The sequence below is a fragment of the Pyxidicoccus xibeiensis genome (assembly GCF_024198175.1).
GTDB lineage: Bacteria > Myxococcota > Myxococcia > Myxococcales > Myxococcaceae > Myxococcus > Myxococcus xibeiensis.
The window spans coordinates 188,439-213,166 of record NZ_JAJVKV010000007.1; the positions used below are offsets into that span (position 1 = coordinate 188,439).

Annotated in this window: 19 protein-coding genes and 1 pseudogene; 7 read left to right on the forward strand and 13 right to left on the reverse strand. The window is 70.0% G+C overall.

Annotation, left to right across the window (positions count from 1 at the left end; genetic code table 11):
- The first annotated feature begins 14 nt into the window (after positions 1-14).
- Together LXT23_RS29980 and LXT23_RS49785 are read left to right on the forward strand one after the other, a co-directional pair.
- Complete coding sequence (locus LXT23_RS29980) at positions 15-344, forward strand: protein kinase family protein (RefSeq protein WP_407692921.1); 330 nt, start codon at positions 15-17, stop codon at positions 342-344.
- 504 nt (positions 345-848) lie between these two features.
- Positions 849-974, forward strand: a pseudogene (locus LXT23_RS49785) (helix-turn-helix domain-containing protein); the annotation flags it as partial.
- Positions 975-2,020: 1,046 nt separating this feature from the next.
- On the opposite strand, the gene LXT23_RS29990 reads toward LXT23_RS49785, so the two are convergent.
- Positions 2,021-3,295: a cytochrome P450 gene (locus LXT23_RS29990; RefSeq protein ID WP_253984011.1), complete on the reverse strand. Its 1,275-nt coding sequence runs from the start codon at positions 3,293-3,295 to the stop codon at positions 2,021-2,023.
- 491 nt (positions 3,296-3,786) lie between these two features.
- On the opposite strand from LXT23_RS29990, the gene LXT23_RS29995 reads away from it, so the two are divergent.
- A complete protein-coding gene (locus LXT23_RS29995) occupies positions 3,787-3,993 on the forward strand; it encodes a hypothetical protein (protein ID WP_253983770.1) in 207 nt (68 codons plus the stop codon).
- A 198-nt stretch (positions 3,994-4,191) separates the two neighbouring features.
- On the opposite strand, the gene LXT23_RS30000 is transcribed toward LXT23_RS29995, so the two are convergent.
- Positions 4,192-5,730: a hypothetical protein gene (locus LXT23_RS30000; RefSeq protein ID WP_253983771.1), complete on the reverse strand. Its 1,539-nt coding sequence runs from the start codon at positions 5,728-5,730 to the stop codon at positions 4,192-4,194.
- A gap of 221 nt (positions 5,731-5,951) precedes the next feature.
- Here LXT23_RS30000 and LXT23_RS30005 point away from each other — a divergent pair, with 221 nt between their 5' ends.
- The gene (locus tag LXT23_RS30005) at positions 5,952-6,410 is read left to right on the forward strand and encodes a GyrI-like domain-containing protein (RefSeq protein ID WP_253983772.1); all 459 of its coding nucleotides are present in this window, start codon (positions 5,952-5,954) and stop codon (positions 6,408-6,410) included.
- Here the strand turns inward: LXT23_RS30005 and LXT23_RS30010 are convergent.
- The 9 genes from LXT23_RS30010 to LXT23_RS30050 form a co-directional block, all read right to left on the reverse strand.
- Entirely contained in the window at positions 6,407-7,264 is an 858-nt protein-coding gene (locus LXT23_RS30010) for an AraC family transcriptional regulator (RefSeq protein ID WP_253983773.1), read from the reverse strand. The genes LXT23_RS30005 and LXT23_RS30010 overlap by 4 nt on opposite strands.
- A 75-nt stretch (positions 7,265-7,339) precedes the next feature.
- Positions 7,340-8,170 carry a phytanoyl-CoA dioxygenase family protein gene (locus LXT23_RS30015; RefSeq protein ID WP_253983774.1) on the reverse strand — a complete coding sequence of 277 codons (831 nt, stop codon included), beginning with the start codon at positions 8,168-8,170 and terminating at the stop codon, positions 7,340-7,342.
- A gap of 11 nt (positions 8,171-8,181) precedes the next feature.
- A complete protein-coding gene (locus tag LXT23_RS30020) occupies positions 8,182-9,456 on the reverse strand; it encodes a glycoside hydrolase family protein (RefSeq protein ID WP_253983775.1) in 1,275 nt (424 codons plus the stop codon).
- A gap of 110 nt (positions 9,457-9,566) precedes the next feature.
- Positions 9,567-10,889 (reverse strand): extracellular solute-binding protein, encoded by a 1,323-nt coding sequence (locus LXT23_RS30025; RefSeq protein ID WP_253983776.1) that lies wholly within the window; start codon positions 10,887-10,889, stop codon positions 9,567-9,569.
- A gap of 18 nt (positions 10,890-10,907) precedes the next feature.
- Complete coding sequence (locus LXT23_RS30030; protein ID WP_253983777.1) at positions 10,908-11,732, reverse strand: carbohydrate ABC transporter permease; 825 nt, start codon at positions 11,730-11,732, stop codon at positions 10,908-10,910.
- Positions 11,729-12,646: a carbohydrate ABC transporter permease gene (locus LXT23_RS30035; RefSeq protein ID WP_253983778.1), complete on the reverse strand. Its 918-nt coding sequence runs from the start codon at positions 12,644-12,646 to the stop codon at positions 11,729-11,731. The genes LXT23_RS30030 and LXT23_RS30035 overlap by 4 nt, the downstream gene beginning before the upstream one ends.
- Positions 12,647-12,657: 11 nt before the next feature.
- Positions 12,658-13,755, reverse strand: coding sequence for an ABC transporter ATP-binding protein (locus tag LXT23_RS30040; RefSeq protein ID WP_253983779.1), 1,098 nt, complete (start codon positions 13,753-13,755; stop codon positions 12,658-12,660).
- A gap of 102 nt (positions 13,756-13,857) precedes the next feature.
- Positions 13,858-14,994: a galactokinase gene (galK, locus tag LXT23_RS30045; protein WP_253983780.1), complete on the reverse strand. Its 1,137-nt coding sequence runs from the start codon at positions 14,992-14,994 to the stop codon at positions 13,858-13,860.
- A gap of 30 nt (positions 14,995-15,024) precedes the next feature.
- Positions 15,025-16,089, reverse strand: a complete 1,065-nt coding sequence (locus LXT23_RS30050) for an aldose epimerase family protein (protein ID WP_253983781.1) — start codon at positions 16,087-16,089, stop codon at positions 15,025-15,027.
- A 268-nt stretch (positions 16,090-16,357) separates the two neighbouring features.
- Here LXT23_RS30050 and LXT23_RS30055 point away from each other — a divergent pair, with 268 nt between their 5' ends.
- Together LXT23_RS30055 and LXT23_RS30060 are read left to right on the forward strand one after the other, a co-directional pair.
- A complete protein-coding gene (locus LXT23_RS30055; RefSeq protein ID WP_253983782.1) occupies positions 16,358-19,222 on the forward strand; it encodes a TonB-dependent receptor in 2,865 nt (954 codons plus the stop codon).
- A 227-nt stretch (positions 19,223-19,449) separates the two neighbouring features.
- Positions 19,450-20,391 carry a glycoside hydrolase family 43 protein gene (locus LXT23_RS30060; protein ID WP_253983783.1) on the forward strand — a complete coding sequence of 314 codons (942 nt, stop codon included), beginning with the start codon at positions 19,450-19,452 and terminating at the stop codon, positions 20,389-20,391.
- An 83-nt stretch (positions 20,392-20,474) separates the two neighbouring features.
- Here the strand turns inward: LXT23_RS30060 and LXT23_RS30065 are convergent, their stop codons facing one another.
- Positions 20,475-23,180, reverse strand: coding sequence for an ABC transporter permease (locus LXT23_RS30065; RefSeq protein ID WP_253983784.1), 2,706 nt, complete (start codon positions 23,178-23,180; stop codon positions 20,475-20,477).
- A gap of 14 nt (positions 23,181-23,194) precedes the next feature.
- A complete protein-coding gene (locus tag LXT23_RS30070; protein WP_253983785.1) occupies positions 23,195-23,536 on the reverse strand; it encodes a PadR family transcriptional regulator in 342 nt (113 codons plus the stop codon).
- A 217-nt stretch (positions 23,537-23,753) separates the two neighbouring features.
- On the opposite strand from LXT23_RS30070, the gene LXT23_RS30075 reads away from it, so the two are divergent.
- Positions 23,754-24,689, forward strand: coding sequence for a hypothetical protein (locus LXT23_RS30075; RefSeq protein WP_253983786.1), 936 nt, complete (start codon positions 23,754-23,756; stop codon positions 24,687-24,689).
- Positions 24,690-24,728: the final 39 nt, after the last annotated feature.

The window sequence follows — 24,728 nt, forward strand, 5'->3', positions numbered from 1 at the left end:
TGGGGGAGTGCATCGTGAAGGGCGACAACGTCCTCGTGAGAGAGGTGGATGGTCACGTCTTCCTGACCGACTTCGGCTCCGGGCACTACGTTGGCGCGGCCACCTTGACCGAGCCACCGTTCCCTCCTGGAACGCCGGCCTACCGCTCGGCGGAAGCATGGCGGTCCGTGCGGCTCCCCATGCCTGACCCGACCGTGCCCTACGCACCGGGGCCCATGGACGATGTCTTCGCACTGGGTGTCACCGCCTATCGGCTGTCGACCGGCGAGTATCCTCCCGAGCTGAATCTGTCTGACGAGCGGGGCCGGGTCTGGAACATGGACGGCCCGCATCGCGCCCCTTGATGGTGGCTGCGGGTTGAAGGTGGGCCTGGATCCGAAGGACTGTGACGAGAACGGCTACGTGTACAAGAACGGGTGCTATGTGCCCGTCTTCCCACCCGCGCGCCCAGCGACATCTGACCCTGCGGACTGACCTGACAAGGAGGACGGGGCGCGCCCCCATGGATTGAGTGTTCCTTTCAAGCCCCAGAGCGGGAAGGACAGCCTCGGTGCGGTCATGCCGTGCCAGCGCCTCGCTCCCCGGGGCCGTCCGGGACACGCCGGGGGCTGGCTCCCGGGAAGCTGCCTCGAGACCTGGAGCGAGCCTGCATCGCCTGAACCCTGGAGTGGCCTTCCAGCCTCCCGCAGGCCGTGGGCTTCAGCGGACCTGCCCGGTCGTCCGCCAGCGGCATGTCAGCCCCACCCGGTAGGAAGGTTCTGGCGGAAGGAACGTTCCTTCCGCTGGCGGGTCGGTCCGGGGGTGGGCAGATGATCATGGAGCTGTACCAGCAGTTCGTGGCCACGCGGATGGAGGAAGCGGCGGCGGTGATGGCGCAGCGGGGCTACGAGAACACCCCGGCCGCGGAGCTGGCGCGGGTGATGCGCATGTCGGTGGGCTCGCTGTACCGGCGCTACGGCAGCAAGCGCGGCTGTGCGCTGGCCATTCGGGACTTCTCCGAGGACGAGCTGTGCCGGTATGCGCGCTACGAGTTCCAGATGGCCAGCACGGACGAGGGCGCGGGCTTCCGCGAGGGCTTCTTCGCCCTCTGGCGGCTGCTGGCCAACTACGTGCTGCGGACGCCAGGAGTCTTCAGCTTCGTCTTCCTGCACGCCCACCCGGAGGCGGGGCCTGACGACGAGCGGGGCTGGCGGGTGCGAGACCTGATTCGCGAGGTCGTCAGCCAGGCGGAGCGTGATGGAGCGCTGGAGCCGGGTTCCGCGATGGCGAGGACATGCGTGGTGTGGGGCGCGCTGGCGGAGCTGGGACGGGTGGCGATGAGGTGGGAGGGGGCGGTGACGGAAGAGGACGTGCTCGCGTCGGCGGAGGCGCTCTGGCGGGCGCTCGGACCCAGGAACGAGTCTACGCCCCGAGGGCCCGGTGGCATGCCGCCTCCAGACGGAAGAGAGGCCTCGGAAGAAGCACGCGATAGCGAACCGGTGGCGGCAATGGCTGAGGGCGCGGCGCCGCCTCCGCCTCCAGACGGCGAGGAGGCCTCGGATGTGGCGCCCGACTGTGACGCGGCGGCGGCAATGGCTGAGGGCGCGGCGGCGCCCCGGCCAGACGCTCCGCCCGTGGAAACGAAGCGTCCCCACGCCATGGTGGAGGGTGGTACTCCGGAAACTGCCGCTCGTGAAGCTCCAGGGCTGCGCGCGTTGAGTGCGTCACCCGCGAGGGCGGGAGCGACGCGGTCCGAAGCCATGACGGCTGGAGAAGCTCTGGCAGCAACTCACGATGCCCCGGCGTTCGGGCGCTCGAAACACGTCAGACTCCGTCGTGTTTTTCGATGCGGTCCTGCTGGGACGAGGACACCGCATTCGGGAGGTGCCTGCAGGGCGACGCGGCACGCAGCGCACTGGAGGCCATGGCGCTCGCCACGCTCCCGCCTGCCCTGGCCTCGGGAGGGCTCGGAGCCTCCCGGATGCGGCAGGACGCTTCCGCGTCATGAAGAGCCCATCAATGTCCCCACGCGGACCGAGGATCAGCGCGGCTCGATGAGCATGGGCAGACCGTTGCGCACCAGCAACGTACCCGCCATGTCGATACGCGCCTCATGCCCGGGCTTCAGGCGCACCTTGAAGCGCCGCGCCAGCATGGCGGCGATGACGTGCGTCTCGAGCAGCGAGAAGTTGTTGCCCAGGCAGACGCGGTGGCCCGCCGCGAAGGGGTGGTAGGCGTGCGGGTCGCGCGCGGCCTCTCGCTCGGGCAGCCAGCGGTCCGGGTCGAAGCGCTCGGGGTCCTCCCAGTAGTCCGGGTGGCGGTGCGTGCCATAGGCAAAGAGCATCACCCGCGCGCCCGCGGGGATGCGCACGCCGGACAGCTCATCATCGGCCACGACGTCGCGCGGATACATCGGCACGGCCGGATAGAGCCGCAGCACCTCCTTGATGACCTGGAGGGTGTAGGGCAGCTTCTTCAATTCGTTGACGGTGGGTGGAGCCTCGCCCAGCACCGCGTCCAGCTCGGCGTGCATGCGCGCCTCGACCTCCGGGTGCTGGGACAGCGCGTACCAGAGAAAGCCCAGCGTGCGCGCCGTCGTCTCGTGCCCGGCGACGAACATCGCGACGCCATTGTCCACCACGAGCCGGTCGGCCATGGTGCCGCCGGTCTCCTCGTCGGGCGTCGTCATCAGCTTGGTGAGCAGGTCATCCGGCCACTGCGCCTGGGGCAGGGCCCGGCGCTTCGCGACGACCCCGCGAATGTAGTCATCCACGCTGCGGCGCGTGCGATGGAAGCGCAGGTGGCTCGGGATGGGCAGCCATAACGGCAGCGTCATCATTCCCAGCAGGCGCTCCGACGCGAAGGCGATGTTGCGCTCCACCGCCTCCCGGATGCGATGCAGCGCCTCGTCCGACTCGGCGCTGAAGACGGAGTGCAGGATGATGGAGGCGGTGAGCTGCATCATCTCGTCGAACATCTCGACTGGCTGACCGCGCCCCTGAAGCCCCCGCCAGCGCTGGATGAGCTGCTGGGTGTCGGCGACGAACAGGGGGTAGAACTTCTCCACCGCGCGCGGGGTGAAGAACGGCGCCATGAGCTTGCGCTGACGCCGCCAGTCCTCCCCGACGGCGCTGACGATGCTGTCCCCTAGCAACAGCTCGCGCACGGTGTCGTAGGACTCGAGCTTCTCGTAGTTCTGCCGTTGGGTGACGGAGATGTGGCGCACGTGCTCCGGGTGAGTCACCAGGAACAGCGGCTTGGCGCGCAGGAGCTGGACGTAGGCCAGGTCCCCGCCGGAGCGCCAGGCCTGCCGCATGAGCCCCAGCAGTCCCGCGCGCCGCGTGAGCCGAAGCACCTGGAGGAGGGAGGGCGTGAACCTGCCAGTGCGGATGGATGCTGGCGAGGCAGCGGCACCGGGCTGAGATGAGGCGTGAGCGTGCATGTCCTGGCATTCCCTGAAGCAAGGAGCCGCAGTGAAGCACGTGTCCCAGCTGCTTGCATGAGGGAGGTCCATCAGCGCGCTTTCGCGCCCAGGACGAAATTTCAGCCATTCATGTTTCCCGAGCTTGAAGACAATAGCTCCAGCAGAAATGTCTTCAGCAGCAGCCATGAAGATGCAATTGATTTTATTTAAGAAACTCTATTGCATTCAATAGGTTTCTCGCCGCTGTCAAACGGCTGTTTTCCTGAGAGAGAGACACCATGTCCATGAGAGAGGTTTTGAGGTCCACGTACGCGTGGCTTGCGGCGGCATCGATGGTCGCGGGGTGTGGCACGCAGTCGAGGGAGGCGTCCGCAGGTCCGTCCGTGCTCGGCGAAGCGGCTCAGCCGAGCACCGTCCATACGCTGGCCCCGGGGTTCCAGCGTGTCCTGACGGCCTGGGACCAGCCCGAGACGGTGTGGGGAGGGTATACGCTCCACACCGTCGACGTGTCGGATGACGGCCGTGCGGACCTGGTCTGGAACACGCTCGGCACCATCAACCGCACCTACGCCTCGGTCTCCGAGTTCTGAGCCTGCGGCGACACGCACCTGGGCGCCGCGGGGCCACCCCGGCCCGCTCACGGTGAGGACGGAGGCGGGCCACTTCCGCCTCCGCCCTTTGTCGACGGGAAGGCGCCCGCCAGCGGACCTGGCGGGCGCTGGCGGGCGCGACATAGGGGTGCCACGAGCCTCCGTCGCGCGGATGAGACGAGAGGCTGTCCACCCGGATTACGGCGCGGGGACGCTGAGCAGTCCGCTCAGCGCAGCCGCGTCGCTATAGGGCAGGCGGTCGTTGAGCATCAGCGGCCGGTCCGACACCTCATACCCGTCGGCCAGGATGGCTCGCACGGTGAGGACGTAGCGCTCACCAGCCTGCAGGAGTCCCGCAGGCAGGAGGAGGGAGGTGGCGCTTCCGTCCACGTAGAGGGTGGCCTCCGTGAGGAACGTGGGGAATCCGTCGTCACGACCCCCGCGCCGCCGCAGTATCACCATGTAGGCGTCAGCGGCGCCGCTCGAGGGCGGCTGCCATCCGACGACGTGGGCGCCCGGGGTGAGCGCGCGCGAGCTGTAGGCTTCCGTTCCGTCCAGCGTCAGCGCGCGAGGCGGCAGGATGCGCGGGACGATGGGACCGGCGGTGAGGCGGGAGGCCACGTCCCGCGTGGACATGTTGGTCGTGAGCTGGATGGAGCTTCCAATGGCATCCTGGGCCCGGAAGCTGAAGTGGGAGATGACATCGGCGACCAGGCCCCAATGAGCAGGCGTGGGATTGCCGAAGTGCAGCGTGCCCACGGCATCGGCGGAGACCCCAAAGGGCCGGGCGAGCCTGAGCACTCCGCCGGAGTAGCCAATCCACCCCTCGTCCAGCCCGTACGCGGCCGGATACAGGTTGAGCCGTGATTCACGGAGGGTTGCCGCCGGGTTCACCTCGGCGGCGAGGGCCGCGAAGGCGGAGACCCTCCAGTTCAGTGGCAGCTCGCGCTGGGGCAGCGGCTCGAGGGTTCCCTCGACGCGCAGGGGCGCGGTGCCGTCATACGAGAGCGGGGGCAGGTTGAGGACGCGGGACGCACTGAGGTAGCGCTGGTCGCTCCCATCCGGAAGGGTGCCGAACAGCTGGGGAGACAGCTGCACCAGTCGGGCTTTGTCTCCTCGCGCCTGCTCGAATCGCTTCATCGGTCCGGACAGGACTGCGAGGGGGACCTCGTGCGCGACGACGTAGTTGATGCCATCTGGCAGGCCAGGCGAGATGTGCGCCACCAGGCCCAGCTCGTCGGAGACGAGCTCCAGGCTGGATTCAGGGTCCTCCAGGAAGCTGGGGCCGCCGGGATACACGTGCCATGGGTCCAGCTCACGCAGGTCCAGCAACGCCGTCGGAGACTGCTCGACGTCGATGGCATCCGCCCGGCCCACCCGGCGGACCCCGAGGTCGAGGCTGCGTGCCTCCGTGACGACGTAGGTGTTGCCCAGCTTCACGTAGTAGGTGGCCTGGGGCACGTCCGGGAACACGTACTCCCCTGGCCCACCGGCCGCGCCGGAGACCGCCACGAGCGTGTCGCCGTCCCGGCGGAACAGCTCGACGGGGTTCCGGGTGAAGTCTTCCGGCCGCTCCTCGATCCCGCCAGCCGTGTAGTGGCGGAAGACGCGCTTGACGCGCACCGAGGTGTCCGGAGGCCCTCCAACGCCCCCATCCGGAGCCGGTGAAGGCTCGTCGTCGGTGCAGCCCGGTGCGGTGAGGCCTACGAACAGCGAAAGCAGAATCGAACGCCACATCGGAGTGTATCCCCCTCTCTCGAACACCCTCCAGGTCGTGTTGCCGCCCTGGGGCCTGGAGTCGGTGCGAGCGGGCGAACCATACAGGGCCGGGCGGACGTGGAACACGGGAGTGGCGTCGGGCTGGCTCGCCGCGAAAAGAGCACGGGCCGTCAAATGGGCCCGGGACGCTCCCGCTACCTTCCTCCGGGTCGCTGCCACCCGAACGCGGAGTATCGAAGATGCATGCGGAGTACCTGAAGCAGGACGAAGACCTCGTCATCCTTGGCCCGGCGCTGCGCACCTCGCCCGAGCAGGCCGCCCGGGACATCCCCGCCTTCTGGCAGCGCTTCATGCGGGAGTTCCTGCCGAGGCTGCCCGAGGCGGGCGACATCTACGCCGTCTACTGTGACTACGAGAGCGACTTCCGGGGCCCCTACACGCTGGTCCTCGGCGTGCGCGCCGGAGCGGAGACTCCGGTCCCCGACGGGATGCGCAGGGTGCTCATCCCTCGTGGCCCCTACGCGCGGTTCATGGCCCGGGGCGACCCGGCCCAGGCGCTCTGGCGCACCTGGGCTCACGTATGGGAAGCGTGGGAGCGGCGCGGGGAGCGGCGCTACGCCGCCGACTACGAGCGCCATGCGCGGACCACCGTGGGCCAGGGCCACATGGAGGCCGAGGTGATGGTGGGGCTGTCCTAGTCGGCGACGCGGACACGGACCTCGGTGAGCAGCGCCTCCTCGGGAGTCCATGCGGGGTCATTGAGGTAGTGCTCGATGACCGCATCCGGTGCGGGCTCGTACCCGCTGGTGGGGAACCAGCGTCCGATGACGTCGAGGTACGTCTCCCCCAGCCGCGCGTACGAGCCGCGATGCAGTCCCACGGCGTACGTGCCCGCGGGGATGTCAGTGACACCCACCGCGTCATCCGCGACGAAGCCGTCACCGACGACGACGCAGGCATCGAAGCGCAGCAGGGCCTCCTCGGTGACCTCGGGGTCGTCGGGGCACACGCCGTACAGCACGGGCGCCGAGCCCAGGAGCCCCTGGCGTGCGGCCCACGCCATCATCCGCTCCCAGAAGTGCCCGACGTCCGCGTAGCTCCCGCGGTGGCGCATGAAGGCCACGTGCACCGCCGGGCAGTCGCGCAGCTGGACGTCCGCCGCGGGCGCACGGGGATGCGCCTGCTGCCAGGCGAGGACTCGCGACGAGGGCTGCTCGCGAAACGAGGACGGGGGCACGCCGAAGCGCGCGATGAACGCACGCGTGAAGGCCTCGTGGGACTCGTAGCCCGCCTCCAGCGCGAGGTCGAGGAGGCGCACGTCCGCGGCGCGGAGCCTGCGCGCGGCCCGCTCCAGGCGCAGGCGGCGCACGTGCTCCATGACGGTCTCCCCCATCTGCGCACGGAAGATGCGGTGGAAGTGGTGCAGCGAAAAGTGCGCCGCGTGGGCCAGGGCGGCGGGCTCGAGAGGCGCGTCGAGGTGCTCCTGCAGGTACTGCTGGACCCGCAGCAACCTCCGCTGGTAGTCCGCCTCGGTCGTCTGGCGACGTGGCATGGTCCGGTGAGTCTACCGCGTGCCGCCGCGCGCCAGGGCTTCCGCTTCCCGCGGCGCGCCTCTCCGGACCGCTGCTCAGTAGGCGGGCTTCAGCAGTCCTTCGATGGTGTGGTGCTGCACCACCGTCTCGAGCGCATCGACCACGCGGTAGGTGAGGTGGTCTCGCACGCGCGGTGGCAGCGACGCCAGGTAGCCCCGCGTCACCTGCAGGTCATGGTGTTGGGCGTTCGTCGCATCCGGCGCATCCACGCCGACCACCAGCACCGGGCGCGACTGGTCCGAGCGGTTGGCGGTGCCCCGGTGAATCGTGAGGGCCGAGCGGGCGGAGATGTCGCCCATGCGAGGCAGCTTCTGCACCGCGCGGGCGATGTAGCGCGGCCAGAGCTCCCGGGGTGGGAACATGCCCTTGGCGCACCCGTCGAACTGGTCCCACTGCGTTCCGGGAGCGACCTCGAACGGCCCCATCTCCGGGATGGTGTCCACGGCAGTCAGGTTGAAGGCCAGCGAGTTGAGGCGGCGGCCCTTCGTCGTGGCCTCCGGCACGGCGAAGTCTCGGTGCCAGGGCTGGTCGGCCGCGCCCGGGAAGGGGATGTCGAAGCCCACCTCGACGATGCGGTAGTCGGGACCGAGCACCGTCTCGCAGACGGCGACGAACCACGGGTGGGTGACGATGTCGACGAAGCCGCGGATGCGCTCCGGGTGGACCTCGACGTACCAGCGCTGCGGCCCGCGAGGCAGCGCGCCGCCGGGCACCTGCCGGGCCTCGGCGAAGAGCGTCTCGATGTCCTCGCGCATCCGCACCACCCAGTCGCGTGGGAAGGCGCCCTTGAGGCCGATGATGCCGTCGCCGTAGAGGCCGCGCATGATGTCGGCCGGCTCGTGGGTGTCCTGGTGTCTCACTTCCATCCGATGCTCCCTCAGGCAGGGTTGGAGAAGCGCTCCTCCACGAGGAACGGCTCACACGGGCGGCCCTCCAGGTCCCGGAAGGCGACATGGCACTGGATGGCCCTGCGCTGGTCCCCGTCCTTGGAGTAGTCGGTGCCGTTGCGCCACACGTGCAGGTACATCGCGTAGAGGCCCTCGCCCAGCCGCACGAACGAGGGGTGGCCCGGGCCGTTCCACTGCCCGCCGAGCGCCGGACTCGCACTGTCGATGAGGAGCCGCTCGTCCCACACCTGGTGAGCCAGCAGGTCCACCTTCGCGATGTACGTGCGGTACTCGGAGTTGCCGAAGAAGCCGGCGCTGTAGGCGAGGTAGGACTGGCCGTTCTCGCTCACCACGAACTGGCCCTCGACGAGGCCGTCGTGATGCGGGCCATTGGTGAGCAGGACCTTCGCCGGCCCCAGGAGCGTGATGCGGCCGTCGGCGTCCTGCCGGAACTCGTGCGACAGGATGGGCGTGGGCGCCTTGTGGCGCTGCCCCGTCACCGGGTCCGTCCACTGCAACCCGTTGCCGTCCACCTTGGTGAGCAGGAACGTCCGCTCCCTCCCCTCCCCGTCGACGGCCGAGGCCACGTGGCCATCAATCATCCCGACCCACGGGTTCTCACCGGCGGGCCCGCCCGGGTAGCCGGGCGCCAGGTCCCTCACGCGGACGTTGATGTCCAGGTAGCCATGGTCCGTCCACTCCCCGTCGATGGACGTGGCCGTGGCGTAGGCGGAGCGCAGGATGCCGGCACGGTCCCTCGCGGTGTAGTGCAGCGTGAGCAGCCCGTTGCGCACGTCGATTTCGGGGGCCCAGCGCGCCACGACGAGGTCCCTGGGAAGGTCCGGCGAGAGCGGGTCGGGCTCGCCGGCGTTCCACCACGTGGGAAGCCGTCCCTCGGGGAAGATGGCGCAGTGCCTGCCATCCCTCATGTGCGGCACCCAGCGACCGCCGTCGAAGCGATACAGCCGGAAGGCGAACGGCTGGTCGTTGGTGGTGGCCATCAACCAGAAGCCGGCGGTACGCGCACCACCGGGGCTCGCCGCCGTCAAGCGCAGCACGAAGGGGTCGGGCATCGTCTCCTGGAGAAGCGGCTCGGGAACCCGCTGCTGCTTCGCGACGACGTCCCCGAGCGTGCGCGGCGCGTCCGGCGGAAGGTCGATGAGGGCCGCCGGGTCTCGGTGGGTGTCGGGGCGGAGGGGATGGGCCCCGGGCGTCTGGGCAGCCGAGGGGCCACGCGGAGCTTCACGGTCGTCGGGAGAAGTCATGTGGGCATGAACTGCTGGTAGCGGCCGCATTCCACTCCAGAATCGGAGTGCCGGGGCCCGCCCCGGAGCGCGGCCTGGACCCCGGGCAGGCAAGGGAGCCTCGAAGGCGGCTATCTGCGCCGGGAGCGGCGCAGGATGCTCGCAGCCGCCCGCTGCGAATCCGCCAGCGCCTTGTTCGGGTCCTCGTTGATGAGCCAGGTGGAGTTCAGCTCGTTGACCAGCAGGTCTCCGAGGGCGCGCTGGTACTGGATGGGCGGCAGCGCCGTGGCGATGGTGGCGGTGCGCGTGTACTCCGCCCGGTGCGGCAGGGCCCGCAGCTCCGCGCCCCGCAGCACCGAGGCGCGCACCGGCAGGTGGCCCGTCCGAGCCCACTGGAGGCTGTTGTCGTTGAGGAACTTCAGGAAGGTGAGCGCCGCCTTGTGCTTCGCCGCATCCGGCTTGGACTGCTTCGGCAGCACCCACAAATGGCTGTCGGACCAGACGGCCTCCCTGCCGTAGAGGGCGGGCATGTCACGCACGACATAGTTCTCGAGGCCCGACTTCCCGGTCGCCGCCTGGGCCGCGTAGGTGTCCACGCCCCAGGTGCCATTCACCAGCACCGCCGCCTCGCCGGCGAGGAAGGCCTGCTGCGCGGCGGCGTAGTCGTGCCGGGGGTTGGCGTGGCCGGCCGCGTAGAGCGCGTTGAGCAGGCGTAGCGCCTCCCGGCTCTCCTTCGACTCCAGCAGGGCCTGCTTCTTCTCCGCGTCGACGATGTTGCCGCCCTGCTGCCAGACCCAGGAGAGGTACTGCCAGGACGGCATCGGGTCCGCGCCGGAGGGGATGGCGAAGTAGGGCTTGCCCGTCTTCGCCTTCATCGTCGCGGCGTGCTGCATCAGCTCGGCCGGACTGGTGGGCAGCTTCGGCTGGCCCTTGTCGTCCACGAGCCCCGCCCGGAGGAAGAGGTCGGCGTTGACGTGCCACAGGAGGGCGTGCAGGTCGAACGGCAGGGCCCAGACCTCGCCGTCGGCGGTGACGGCCTCGCGCGCCGCCGGCACGAAGTCCGCGACGTCGACACCCACCGCGGTGAAGTCCTTGCCGAGCGGCAGCAGGAGGTTGCGCACCTGGTAGTTCGGCAGGACGCTGCGGTGCATGACGGCGATGTCCGGCGGGGTGCGGCCCGCGACGTTGGCGCTCAGCCGGTCGTAGTAGACGCCCCACTCCACCGACTGCGTCTTGACGGTGATGCCGTCCTTGTTCTCCGCGTTGAACTTGTTGGTCAGCACCTGGATGATGCCGCACTCGCCCACGGCCTTCGACAGGTCGGTGACGTTGGCGTACTCGTCGCTGCAGCCGCCAAAGAAGCGGAACAGGGTGATTTCCGTCGCGGCCCGCGAGGGAGCGGCACCGAGAGTCGCGGCCAGCAGCAGTGCCGGAAGTAGCGTCTTCATCTTCATGGGAGCGGCTCCAGCCGGCTACTTGCCGCCGGTCATGGCAATGCCCTGCACGATGTAGCGTTGGAACACGACGTAGAGAACGAGCATCGGGGCACTGGCGAACACGGCCGAGGCCATCAGGAAGCCGAGCCCCTCCGACATGGCGAAGTTGCCCTGCAGCGAGCCGAGGCCGACGCTGAGCGTGTACATCTCCGGCTGCGTCGCGGTGACGACGGGCCAGAGGAAGTCGTTCCAGGCGAACAGGAAGGTGAAGATGCCCAGCGTCGTCAGCGCGGGGCGCGACAGCGGCAGCATCACCGCCCAGAAGACCTTGAAGCGGCCCGCGTTGTCGAGCTCCGCGGCCTCCTCCAGCTCGCGCGGAATGGCCTTGAAGAACTGCGTCATCAGGAACACTCCCATCGGCGCCGCCAGGCGGGGGGCGATGAGGGAGAAGTACGTGTTGTGCAGCTCCCAGCTGGCGAACATGGCGTGCAGGGGCACGAGGATGGCCTGCTCGGGCACCATCAGCCCGGCCATCACCAGCAGGAAGACGGCGCGGCGGCCGGGGAAGTCGATGCGGGCGAAGGCATAGCCGGCGAGCGACGACAGCAGCAGCGTGGCCGCCGTCATGCCCAGGGCGACCACCACGCTGTTGAGCAGCCAGCGCGGCGTCAGCGACACCCGCAGCAGCGTGGAGAAGTGCTCCAGGGTGTGCGGCCAGGGGATGATGCCGTGCGTGGAGCGCACCAGCTCCTCGTTGGGCTTGAGCGACAGCGTCAGCACCCACAGCATGGGCATCATCCACACGAAGGCGGCGAGCACCAGCAGGACGAGGATGAGGCGGTCTCCCAGGGTCCGGGTCATGACTCCCCCTCCTGCCGTGACAGGCGCAGCTGCAGGAGCGCCACGCTGAACATCAGGACGAACAGCACCACCGAGATGGCGGAGGCATAGCCCGAGCGCCAGTCACGGAAGCTCGTCTCGTAGATGAGCTGCACCAGCGGCCGGGTGGAGTTGGCGGGCCCGCCGCGCGTCATCAGCAGCGGCTGGCCGAACACCTGGAGGTGCATCACCGTCTGGAGCACCACCACGAGCAGCGTGGTGCGCGCGAGCGCCGGGAGCGTGATGTGCCGCAGCACGGCCCATCGCGAGGCGTTGTCGAGCCGGGCCGCCTCGTAGACCTCTGGAGGAATGCCCTGGAGGCCGGCGAGGAAGAGCGCCATCGGGAAGCCGGCGGTCCACCACAGGGTGCTCACCATCAGCGCCGGCATGGCCCAGTCCTGGTCGGCCAGGAAGGCGATGGGCTCCAGCCCCACCGCACGCAGGCCGTTGGCGATGAGGCCCCGGTCGGGGTTGAGCACCATGGACCACACCAGGGTGACGACGGTGACGGAGAAGATGTTGGAGGCGAAGAAGACGGCCCGCAGCGCGGCGTAGCGCCGCAGCGGCTTCTGGAGCCCCAGGGCCAGGGCCAGGCCCAGCAGCGTCGCGGCCGGCGCCGTCATGGCGGCGAACTGCAGGGTGCGCTTGAGGGCCTCCCAGAAGTACGGGTCGTCCCACAGCTCCACGTAGTTCAGCAGGCCGATGTACTCGCGGAAGTCCCCGACGATTTCCCAGTCGTGCAGGCTCATCCACAGCCCGAGCGCGAAGGGATAGAGCAGGAAGACGCCGTAGAACACGAGGAAGGGCGCCAGGAAGGCATAGCCGGCGATGGCATTGCGATGGCGCGCCAGCCCGCCTCGCCGCGAGCCGGCCTCCGGGGCCTGGGGGACACTCATGGCCTGGGCCCTCATGCGGCGCTCGCGGCGGTGGGCGGCAGGGCCAGTCCATCCCCGCCGAAGAGCCGGCCGCTGCCGGGCTCGAGCGCCAGCGTCACGGTGTCGCCGAGGCGGACCTGGCTGTCACCCGCGTCGGTGGCGATGAGCGTGGCCCCGTCTGCCCCCACCACATGCAGCAGCGTCTCGCGCCCCAGCCGCTCGATGGCCCGCGCCTGCCCCCGGAAGATGCCCTCGCCCGACGTCGGCCGGACGTGCTCGGGGCGGACGCCGAAGGTGACGGGCGCGCCCGAAGACAGCGCGCGGCCATCCGCCGCGAGCACGGCCCGGCCGCCCGGCAGGGCGACCTCCACCTGGCCGGGGCTGGCGGCCACCACCCGCGTCTCGAGCAGGTTCATCTTGGGGGCGCCGATGAAGCCGGCGACGAAGGTGTTCGCGGGCGTCCGGTAGACCTCGAGCGGCGTGCCCACCTGCTCGATGCGCCCGTCGCGGAAGACGACGATGCGGTCCGCCATGGTCATCGCCTCGACCTGGTCGTGGGTGACGTAGATGGAGGTGGCCTCCAGTCGCTGGTGGAGCTGCACCAGCTCCACCCGCATCTGCACCCGCAGCGCCGCGTCCAGGTTGGAGAGCGGCTCGTCGAACAGGAAGACGTCGGGCCGGCGGACGATGGCGCGGCCAATGGCGATGCGCTGGCGCTGGCCGCCGGACATCTGCGCGGGGCGGCGGTTCAGCAGGTGCTCGATTTGCAGCGTCTTCGCGGCGGTCGCCACGCGCTCGTCGATTTCGGCGCGCGGCGTGCCGATGTTGCGCAGGCCGAAGGCCATGTTGTCGGCCGCCGTCATGTGCGGATAGAGGGCGTAGTTCTGGAAGACCATGGCGACGCCGCGGTCCCCCGCAGGCGTGTCGTTGACCCGACGCCCGCCGATGGAAATCTCACCGCCGCTGATCTGCTCCAGGCCGGCAATCATCCGCAGCAGCGTGGACTTGCCGCACCCCGAGGGGCCGACGAAGACGATGAACTCGCGGTGTCGCAGCTCGAGTGAGACACCATGAATCACCGCCTGGGAGCCATATTGCTTCCGCACATCCCGAAGCAGCACATCCGCCATCTTTCACGTTCCTGGGGGCGGTAACGCCCCGGCGCAGCGGCAGGGCCACGTGGCCCTTCGCCAGACTGACAAGAGGGATTCAGGACTCCAGCCGGCAGCACGTCACACGACGCTCGCCCCGTCCGCGGCCTGGCACACGTAGCACTGCGGCGTGTTCCCCGTGGCCTGCGTGTACTTCGCATGGACGCTCCGGACGAACGCCTCGGCCTGAGCGGGGGCGACGAGCGCCACCGCGCAGCCGCCGAAGCCCGCGCCCGTCATCCGGGCGCCGAAGCAGCCCGGCTCCGCCCGCGCCAGCTTGACGATGGTGTCGAGCGCCTCGTTGGTGACCTCGAAGTCGTCGCGGAGGCTGTCATGGCTGGCGTCCATCAACCGGCCCAGCCGCACAAGGTCTCCGGCGCGCATCGCCTCGGCGGCGTGCACGGTGCGGTCGTTCTCGGTGATGACGTGCCGCGCGCGGCGGCGCACCAGCGCGTCCAGCTCGTGCTCCCGCTTCGAGAAGGTCTCCGCGTCCACATCCCGGAGCGCCTTGACGCCGAAGAAGCGGGCGGCCGCCTCGCACTGGCTGCGGCGCTCGTTGTAGGCGGAGTCCACCAGCCCCCGGCGCGTCCCCGTGTCGAGCACGACCACCACGGCGCCCGCGGGCACGGGCACGGGCTGGAGCTTCAGGTCGCGGCAGTCGATGAGCAGCGCGTGGCCCTTGCGTCCGCCCGCGACAATCATCTGGTCCATGATGCCGGTGTGGAGGCCCATCCACTGGTTCTCGACGCGCTGGCCGAGCAGCGCCATGGCGGCGGGCTGCCACGGCAGGCCGCTCACGGTGGCGAAGGCGCGCTGCGTGGCCAGCTCCACGGCGGCGGACGAGGACAGCCCCGCGCCGCGCGGCACGTCCCCGCTCATCACCCCTTCCCAGCCCTTCAGCGTGTGGCCAGCCTCCTGCAGCGCCCAGGCGACGCCCTTGAGGTACTCGCCCCACTCCGTGCCGGTGCGCGACAGGGGCCCGAGCTCGAAGGAGAGGGACGCGCCGTAGTCGAGCGAGTGGACGACGACGCGGCGGTCCTCGCGCGGGCGCAGCGCAATCCACACCTCGCGGTCGATGGCGATGGGGAGCACGAAGCCATCGTTGTAGTCGGTGTGCTCACCGATGAGGTTGACACGGCCCGGGGCCCGCACGACGGCGGTGGGGGCCGCGCCGAAGCGCTTGTGGAAGTCCTGCTCGACCTGTTCGCGGAGCGTCATCGAAGTTGTCACCAGGTGGGAAAGCGGAGCTCACGCGCCCGCGACAGAGAAGCGGTAGATGGTGCGAGAGCGGTACTGCTCGCCGGGGCGCAGAATCGTCGAGGGGAAGGCCGGCTGGTTCGGCGAGTCGGGCAGGTGCTGGGTCTCCAGCGCGAAGCCGAAGCGGTGGTGGTAGACGGCGCCCCGCTTCCCCTTCAGCGTGCCGTCGAGGAAGTTGCCGGAGTAGAACTGCATGCCCGGCTCGGTAGTGTGGACCTCCATCACCCGGCCGGTGGTGGGCTCCAGGACGTGCGCGGCCAGCGTCAGCGCGCCGGGCTGGCCGCCCTTGTCGAGCACGAGGCTGTGGTCATAGCCGAGCCCGTTGCGCAACTGCTCGTCGTCCTGCTGGATGCGCGCGCCGATGGCCGTGGGCCGCCGGAAGTCGAACGGCGTCCCCGAGACGTCGCGCAACGGGCCGAGGGGGATGGCCGTCGCGTCAATCGGGACGAAGCGGTCCGCATTGAACGTGACGACATGGCCCAGGATGTCGCGCCGCCCATCGCCCGCGAGGTTGAAGTAGCTGTGCTGCGTGAGGTTGACCGGCGTGGGCCTGTCGGTGGTGGCGTGGTAGTCGAACACGAGCGTGTTGTCGGCGGTCAGCGTGTACGTCACCCGCGCCGTCAGCGTCCCCGGGTAGCCCTCCTCGCCGTCGGGGCTGACGTAGGTGAGGACGAGGCCCATGCCCTGGTCGTTCTCGAACGGGGCCGCCGCCCACACCACCTTGTCGAAGCCCTCGAGCCCGCCGTGCAGGTGGTTCACCCCGTTGTTCGTCGCCAGCACGTACTCCCGGCCGTCGAGCGTGAAGCGGCCCCGGGCGATGCGGTTGCCATAGCGGCCGACGAGCGCACCGAAGTACGGGGACGCCGCCAGGTAGTCCGCCAGCGAGTCGTAGCCCAGCACCACGTCGTCGAAGCGGCCGTCCCGGTCCGGCACGCGCAGGCTGAGGATGATGCCGCCGTAGTTGGCGACGCGCGCCTCCATCCCCTGCCGGTTGGTGAGGGTGTAGACCTCCACGGGCTGTCCGCCCGGGGCCGTACCGAAGGAAGTCCGCTGCACGATACCTCCTGCAATGAAGATGGACGCGCGAGCCTGCGTGCTGAAAGCCGCTGACGGAGGTGAGCGAGCAGCACGCATGAAATCACAGCCGATATCGTGCTGGAAGAAAGAGCTGGGAAACCCGCCATGGGAGGCCATTGGACCTTGGTCCAACAGAGCCGCATTGAAACATCTGCCACTGCGTGCCGGAAGCTTGACACCCTCCAACCCCTAAGGCAGATGCCAAGCGCACAAACCCGGAATGCATGAAAATTTAGGAGTGCACTGGATGCGCTTGAAGACGCTTCTTCTTTGTCCGACCACCCTCGCGCTGCTGATGCTCTCCCCTGCCCCCTCCGGAGCCCGGGCGGCCCAGACGGATGCGCCCACGCAGACGGAAGAGAGCACGCCGCCCGCCCCTGAAGCCGCGCCGGACGCCGGGGTGGCGCCGGACGCCGGACCGGTGGTGCAGAGCCCTCCGCCGCAGACGGACGCGGGCACGGTCGCCGAAACCGTGGAGACCTACGACGTCGGCGCCGAGGAGTTCAGCGAGGAAATCGTCGTCGTCGGCCTGCAGCGCAGCATGCAGAAAGCGCAGAGCGTCAAGCGCAACTCCGACCAGATTGTCGACACGGTGGTGGCGGAGGACATCGGCAAGCTGCCGGACGTCACCGTCTCCGAGACGGCGGCGCGCATTCCAGGCGTCCAGGTGGACCGCGCCCGCGGCGAGGCGAACGGCCAGGTGCTGGTGCGCGGCCTGGGTGACCTCACCACGACCTATAACGGCCGCGAAATCTTCACCGCCGAGACGCGCAGCGTCGCGCTCGCCGACTTCCCGTCGGGCGGCATCGCGGCGCTCGAGGTCTTCAAGACGACGACCGCCGAGCAGGTCGAGGGCGGCCTCGCCGGCCTCATCGACGTGCGCTCGCGCCGGCCGTTCGACTTCGACGGCTTCGAGGTCTCCGGCTCCGTGCGGGGCGCCTACGCCAACCAGTCCGGCCGGTATGACCCGAACGCCAACCTCCTCATCACCAATCGCTGGCAGACCGGGGCGGGCGACATCGGCGCGCTGGTCAACTTCTCCTATACGCGCCTCAACTACCTCGACTCCGCGCGCTGGAACACCGGCGTCATCAACACCGGCACGTCCGCCGAGACGGGCGAGCAGTTCCGCTTCCCGGACGTGGTCGGCATCTTCTACGGCGGGGGCCAGCGCGAGCGGCCGTCCGTCAACGGCTCGGTGCAGTGGAAGCCCAACGACAGGCTCGAGTTCTATGCCGAGGGCCTCTGGCAGGGGTACCGCGACAGTATCTCGGACCGTCAGCTGGAGATGCGGCTGTGGGGCGACGGCGCCCGGTACACCGACGTGAGGCTGCGGCCGGGCACGCTGGACCAGGCGCAGAGCCTGACGGTGGAGAACGCCGCCCGGCCGTTCATGTTCCAGGGCGCCACGCTGCGCGAGACGGACACCGTCCAGCTCGCCGTCGGTGGTGCGTATGAGGCGGGGCCGCTGCGCGTCACGGCCGACATCGCGAGGACGAACAGCCGGTTCGACCTGTCGCTCTACAGCTTCGACCAGGAGCTGGCCACCTCCCCCACCTTCGACGTCGACTTCGACGTGCCGCGCGGGCCCGGCGGCATGGAGTTCGGGCTGCGGGACTACGACCTGACGGACCCCGCCAACTTCCGCTATCTCGGCTTCTTCGACCGCTCCTACGTGGCGGCGGGTGACGACTGGCAGCTCCGGACGGACGCCGACCTGAAGACGAACGTCTCCTTCGTGCCCAAGCTGGAGTTCGGGCTCCGGGCCACGACGCGCGATGCCTACCAGGAGAATGGTCAGCGCTACTGCGCCAACGATGACGGCGGCAACCCCGGTGCGCCCTGTGGCCTGGCGGCCGGGACGCCGCTGTCCGAGCTGCCGGTGGAGCTCCACAGGTTCCGCGGCGGCTTCCGCGGCAGCGACATCCTGGGGCCGCGCACGTGGGTGGTGCCGACGTACGACAGCATCCGGGACAACGTGGAGCAGCTGCGCGCCATCCAGGGCTTCAACCCCGGCACGCCCGAGCGGCTGCGCGTCTTCGATGCGAGCGAGCAGACCTACGCCGGGTACGGCCAGGCCCGCTACGAGTTCAAGGCCGGAAGCATTCCGGTGGACGGCGTCGTCGGCGTGCGGGTGGTGAGCACGAACACCGAGGTCACCACCACGCCGACGGGCGGTGCCCCCCAGACGGGCAGCGGGAGCTACACCGACCTGCTTCCCAACGCCACCGCGAGGATTCGCTTCATCCCCGACCTGCACCTGCGGCTCTCCGCCAACCAGACGCGCACGCGGCCGGGCTTCGACCAGATGCGCCCCGTCACCCTCAACTCGCCCCCGGGCTGTCTGTCCGAGCCGAACCCGCCGCCGAGCTGCCAGATTACCGGCACGGGCGGCAACCCGGACCTCGAGCCCGTGCGCTCGAACAACTTCGACGCCTCGGTGGAGTACTACTTCCTGCAGACCGGCATGGCGTCACTCGCCCTGTTCCACCGTGACATCAGCGGCTTCATCACGAACCTCGACGTGACGCGGGACGACCCCGTCTACGGGCCGGGCCGGGTGCGCGTGAACATCCCGGTGAACGGTGGCGAGGGCAGCATCCAGGGCTTCGAGACGTCGCTCGGGAGCTTCTTCGACTTCCTCCCGCAGGGCTGGGCGCGCGGCTTCGGCGTCTACGCCAACCTCACGTACCTGGACGACGAGCAGGCCTTCCCCACGGGCTTCAACCTCGAGCTGGGCGAGTCGGGCCGCATCCCCAACGTGTCCAAGTGGTCCTACAACCTCGTCGCCATGTACGAGCGCGAGGGGCTCTCCGCGCGACTGGCGTACAACCACCGCACGCGCTGGATTACCACCTACGTCCAGAACCCCGAGGGCGACGGGTTCACGGGTGAGTTCGTGGACGGCGTCTCGCGGCTCGACTTCTCGGCGAGCTACGCGCCCTGGACGGCGAAGCCGTGGGACGGCGTCACCTTCACGTTCGACGCGTCCAACATCCTCGGCAATCCCTACCGGAGCTTCCGGCAGTTCACGCCCGAGGGTGACGTCTACCCTCGCGACGTGCGCTACGAGGAGAGCATCTACGCGCTGGGCATCCGCTTCCGCATCTAGCGCGCGCGGGTTCGCGCTGAGGCCCGGGAGCCCCCGGAGCCTCAGCGCGGCGAGGGCGGGGCGATGAGGGGCGCGCCGGCGAGGCTGAGCCCGTCCGGGGAGCGCCGCTGGGCGAAGAGTTCCGTTGGCTTGTCGAAGGCGGGGGGTGTTCCCGTCGTTCTTGAAGTAGAGGTAGCGCTGCACCGCGCTGGAGCCGCACCTCGTGGAGGCCGTGATATCCAGCCGCCATGCCGATTCGTTATCGCAACCCCGTCCACACCGGCTACTTCGCTGACCCGTTCGTGCTGCGCACGGGCAATGGCTACGTTGCCTATGGCACCGGGAAGGTCGTCGACGGACGACCGTTCGAGGTGCTCACGTCCCCCGACCTCGTGAACTGGACCTCGGTGGGTGGCGCGCTCGAGCCGCTGCCGCCCGGACAGGGCACGGACTACTGGGCGCCGGAGGTCGCCGAGCACGAGGGGCGCTGGTGGATGTATTACTCGGTGGGGTTCGAGGACCGGGGCCACCACCTGCGCGTCGCCGTCGCGGACGCGCCCACGGGCCCCTTCCGGGACCAGGGCGTCAACCTGAGCCCGGACGAGCGGTTCGCCATCGATGCCTCGCCGTTCCGGGATGACGACGGGACCTGGTACCTCTTCCATGCCCGGGACGTGCTCGAGGGTGCACGGGTCGGAACGATGCTCGCGGTCGACGTGCTCGACGGGATGACGGCCCTGCGCGGGGGGCCGCGCACCATCCTCACGCCGTCGGATGACTGGCAGCTCTACCTCCGCCAGCGCCCGATGTACGGCCAGGTCTACGACTGGCACACGCTGGAGGGACCGTCCGTCGTGAAGCGGCACGGGCGGTACTGGTGCTTCTACTCCGGCGGCTCGTGGCTCACGCCGTCGTACGGCGTGGCCCATGCCGTCGCCGACCACCCGCTCGGGCCGTGGACCGAGCCCCGGGGTGTGCCTCCGCTGCTGCGGACCGTCCCCGGTCGCATCATCGGCCCCGGGCACAACAGCGTCGTCGTCGGGCCTGACGGTCAGGACGTGATGGTGTACCACGCGTGGGATGTGGGCCAGACGGCACGGCGGATGTGCATCGACCCCATCGTGTGGACGCCGGAAGGGCCGCGCGTGCTCGGACCGACTGACGAGGAGACGGAGCTGCCACGGCGGTAGGCGCCAGGGCCCGGTGCGGAGGGGCGCCGTCCCGCGGCACGAGCCGGGAGCCGCCCTGCCCGTCATCCGCTGACGGGGCGGGGCTACTCCGAGCGGAGCACCTCGGCCGGGTCCACGCGCGCGGCGCGGCGCGCGGGCCCGTAGCTGGCCAGCACGGCCAGGGCGACGAGCAGCGCACAGACGGCCGCCAGGACGACAGGGTCCGTCGGGCTCACCTCGAAGAGGAGCGCGCCAAGCACCTGGCTCATCGCCAACGTACCCGCCAGGCCGAGCACGATTCCGAGCGCGGCGAAGCGCAGCGCCTGGAACACCACCAGCCCCGCCACCTGGGCCGCCCGGGCCCCGAGCGCCATGCGGATGCCCAGCTCCCCGCGCCGCTGGCCGACGATGAACGAGATGACGCCGTAGAGCCCCACCACGCTCAGCAGCAGCGCCATCCCTCCCGCGATGCCCAGCAGGAACAGCGTGAAGGACGCCCGTGCCACCGACGGTGACTTCGCCACCACGCGCTCCAGCGTCTCCACATTGGCCAACGGCACCGACGGGTCCAGCTCCTTCATGATGTCCCGCACCGCGGGCGCGAGCGACTCCGGGCGCGTGGTGGCCGTGCGCACCACCACGCTCAGCGAGCGGGCCGGCCCCCACAGCGGAAGGCCCTCCGCCTGCGCGAGCGGAAAGAACACCGCCTCCGACGGTGGCTTGTCCAGCCCATGCGCCCGCAGCTCCCCCGTCACGCCGATGACGCGGTAGTACGGCGGTCCATGGCCATTGCCCCGGATGCCCTTGCCGAGTGCGGCCTCGCCCGGCCACAGCCGCTCCGCCAGCGCGTTCGTCACCACCACGCCGTCCGCCTTCCTATCGAGGTCTTCCCAGGTGAGCTCGCGCCCCTGGCGCAGCGGAATGCCCAGTGACTCGAAGTAGCCCGGGGCCGTGCGCATGACGGGCAGGCAGGGCGGCTCGGCGGACGGCTGGGCGCCCCCCTCGGTGAAGAGGACCGCACACCCGCTGAAGTTGCGCAGCGGCAGCCGCGAGGCCGCCCCGACGCTGCTGACGCCCGGGAGCGCCTCCAGCCGCGCGAGGAGCTCGCGGTGGAAGCGGTTCACCTCGTCGGACGACGGGTAGCGCGTCTCGGGCAGCACCAGGTCGAAGGTGAGCGCCTGGCCAGGCTGGAACCCCGGGTCCACGTTGTACAGCGTCCAGTAGCTGCGGAGCATGAGCCCCGCGGCCGCGAGCAGCACCACCGCGAGCCCCACCTGCCCCACCACGATGCCCCCGCGCACGAGGTTGCGCCGGCGAGAGGAGGTGAGCCCCCGCCCCGACTCGCGCAGCGCGGCCAGGCCCCGTCCCGCCTGCGTCAGCGGGAAGAGGCCGAAGACGAGCCCCGCGGCGACGGACAGCACGGCCGCGAAGGCGACGCCAGGCACGCCCAGGCCCACCTCCTCCAGGCGCGGCAGCCCGGGCGGCGCCAGCGCCAGCATCAGCCGCAGCGCGCCCCAGGCCAGGGACAGGCCGAGCCCGCCCGCCAGCAGGCACAGCAGCAGGCTCTCCGTGAGCGCATGCCAGGCCAGGTCCCCGCGCGCGGCGCCCAGCGCGGAGCGCACGGCCAGCTCGCGGCGCCGCGCCTCCGCGCGTACGAGGAAGAGGTTGGCCACGTTGGCGCACGCGATGAGCAGCACCAGCGCCACCGAGCCCAGCAGGAACCACAGCACCCGGTCCACGTCGCCCACCACGTGCCGCGCGAGCGGCGTCACCGCCGTGGAGAAGCCCCGCTCGCGCATGAAGTCCTCGCTGTACGCACCGGGGAAGAGCGCGGGGAGGCGGGCCGTCAGCGCGGTGAGCTCGGCCTGGGCCTGCGCCACCGTGACGCCGTCCCGCAGCCGCCCGACGGCCTGCAGCCAGTGCGAGTTCTCCGGCGGCCTCGACGGGTCCAGCATCAGCGGGGCCCAGAGGTCCACGGTGTCATCCGGCAGGTGGAGCCCTGGCGCCATGACGCCGACCACCTCCGTGGGCACGCCGTCCAGGCGGACCTTCATGCCCAGCACGCGCGGGTCCGCGCCGTACTGGCGGACCCAGAAGTCGTACCCCAGCACCGCGATGCGCGGCGCGCCGGGCAGGTCGCCGTCCGTCGGCAGGAGGCGGCCGAGCGCCGGCCGGGCCCGCAGCACGTCCATCATGCTCGCGCTCACCCACGCGGTGTCCACGCGCGCCGCGCCTTCGTCGGTGGCGAGGCTCCCGCTCTCGAACGAGAACACCCCCAGCGCGGAGAGGCCGTGGGCTTCCCGCGCGAAGTGGAAGTAACCCGCCTCGGACAGGCCCCAGCGGGCCTCGGGCCCCACCCCGGGCACGGGGCTGTCGAGCCAGACGAGCTGCTCCGGCGCCGCATAGGGCAGCGGGCGCAGCACCACCGCGTCCACCACCGAGTAGAGCGCCGTCGTCGCACCGAGGCCCAGTGCCAGCGTGAGCACCGCCATCACCGCGAAGGCCGGGCTGCGCGCCAGCGAGCGCAGCGCCTGCCGCGTCTCGCGCCGCACCATGTCCCACAGCTCCATGCGCCGCTGCTCACGAGCCAGGCCCTCGTCAATCATGTGCGTCTGCCTCCGGTAGGCGTCCACGCTGCCGAAGCGCCGCAGGGCCTCCTCACGGGCCGCCTCGGGCGTCATTCCCCGGGCGACGTACTCCTCGGTGCGCATGGCCAGGTGGAACTCCAGCTCCTCGGCCACGTCGTCTTCCAGGTGCTCGCGCCGCAGCAGGGAGCGCAGCGCGCGGTAGCGGTCCACCATCCAGGCCATGGGCTCGTCCCTCCTCATGCGCGCTGCGCCGCGGGCCGGGCATGGAGCACCTTGGCCACCGCCTCCGTCAGGCGCTCCCAGGCCGAGAACTCCTCCTCGAGCTGCCGCCGGCCCGCCGCCGTCAGGGTGTAGAAGCGGGCGCGCCGGTTGTTCTCCGAGACGCCCCAGTCCGACTTCACCCAGCCTCGCCGGGTCATCCGGTGCAGCGCGGGATAGAGCGAGCCTTCCTCCACCCGCAGCGCGTCGTCCGTCGTCCGCTGCAGCCAGCTCGCCACCGCGTAGCCGTGCAGGGCCCCGCCGGTGAGTGCCTTGAGGATGAGCATGTCCAGCGTGCCCTGCAGCAGGTCGATTCGCATCACGCGCGTCCCGTCGTCGGTGCTTCCCCTAGAATGTCTTGGGGAGAGTAGAGACTGCCCCCTAGAACGTCAAGGGGAGCGGGATTCGGTGACTTCAGCCTCCCCGGCCAGCCGGGGTTGCCCGCCACCCTCGCGGCGCACACCTTCTGGGCGGGACTGCCGCGCCGGACGGAAAGCGCTGGTTGCCTCTACAGTCGAGACATAGGAGCCTCTCACCATGAACTCACGACTCGCCTGGATTGGGCTCTCCCTCGGAATGATTGCCTGCTCGGACGACAAGGACGCGCCGGGGACGGGAGGCGGCGCGCACTACACCTACGTCGCGAGCGAGCTTGCCGTGCCCACCAACAACTCCCAGGCGCGCGAGTACGGCCTGGACCTCAACGGCGATGGCTCGGTGGACAACCAGCTGGGCCAGATGTTTGGCACGCTCGTGGTCCAGGGCTTCGATGTTCAATCGTCAGTGACAACCGGGGTGGACCGCGGAAGTACGATCCAGCTCTTCGATTTCGCCGCCGACAACCTCTCGAACGATGCCACCGCTTCCGTGGCGATGAAGTGGGGAGACCCCGCCACGGCAAACCCCGCGGCGTGCGCCTCGGGAGCTGACACGCAATGCCGAAGGCATCTGCAAGGGATGGGCACCTTCACGCTGGCCCCTGACTCGCCGAACGTTGCCGCGCTCTCCGGAGCTTTTTCCGGGGGCATCTTCAACGGAGGTCCAGGCACCCTTCCACTCGCAATCACACTGGGCGCCGCCCCGCTGAAGGCAACCTTGATGGGCGCGCGCATCCGGGCAAGGGGGGCGTCGGAGTCAGCAGTGGAAACCATCATCGTCGCAGGCGCCATGTCCGAAGCAGACGTTCAGGCGAAGCTGATTCCCGCGATGGCCCTCTCCTTCTCCGCACAGGTCAGCGCGGATTGCCACGCGCCCGGACAGCTTGACTGTGGCTGCGCGGAGAGCTCCTCGGGAAAGACGCTGATTGCGCTCTTCGACGTGGCTCCCCGTGACTGCACCATCAGCTCCGAGGAAGTAAGCGGCAGCTCGCTCATTCAAGCTCTTTTGTCGCCAGACGTCGTGATTGACGGAACGCCGGGGCTTTCGCTCGGGCTCAAGGCGAAGGCCGTGAAGGCCATGTTCCCGACCGAGTAATCCCCACTGCCGTTCCGTCGACTTCTGACGGTCACTCCA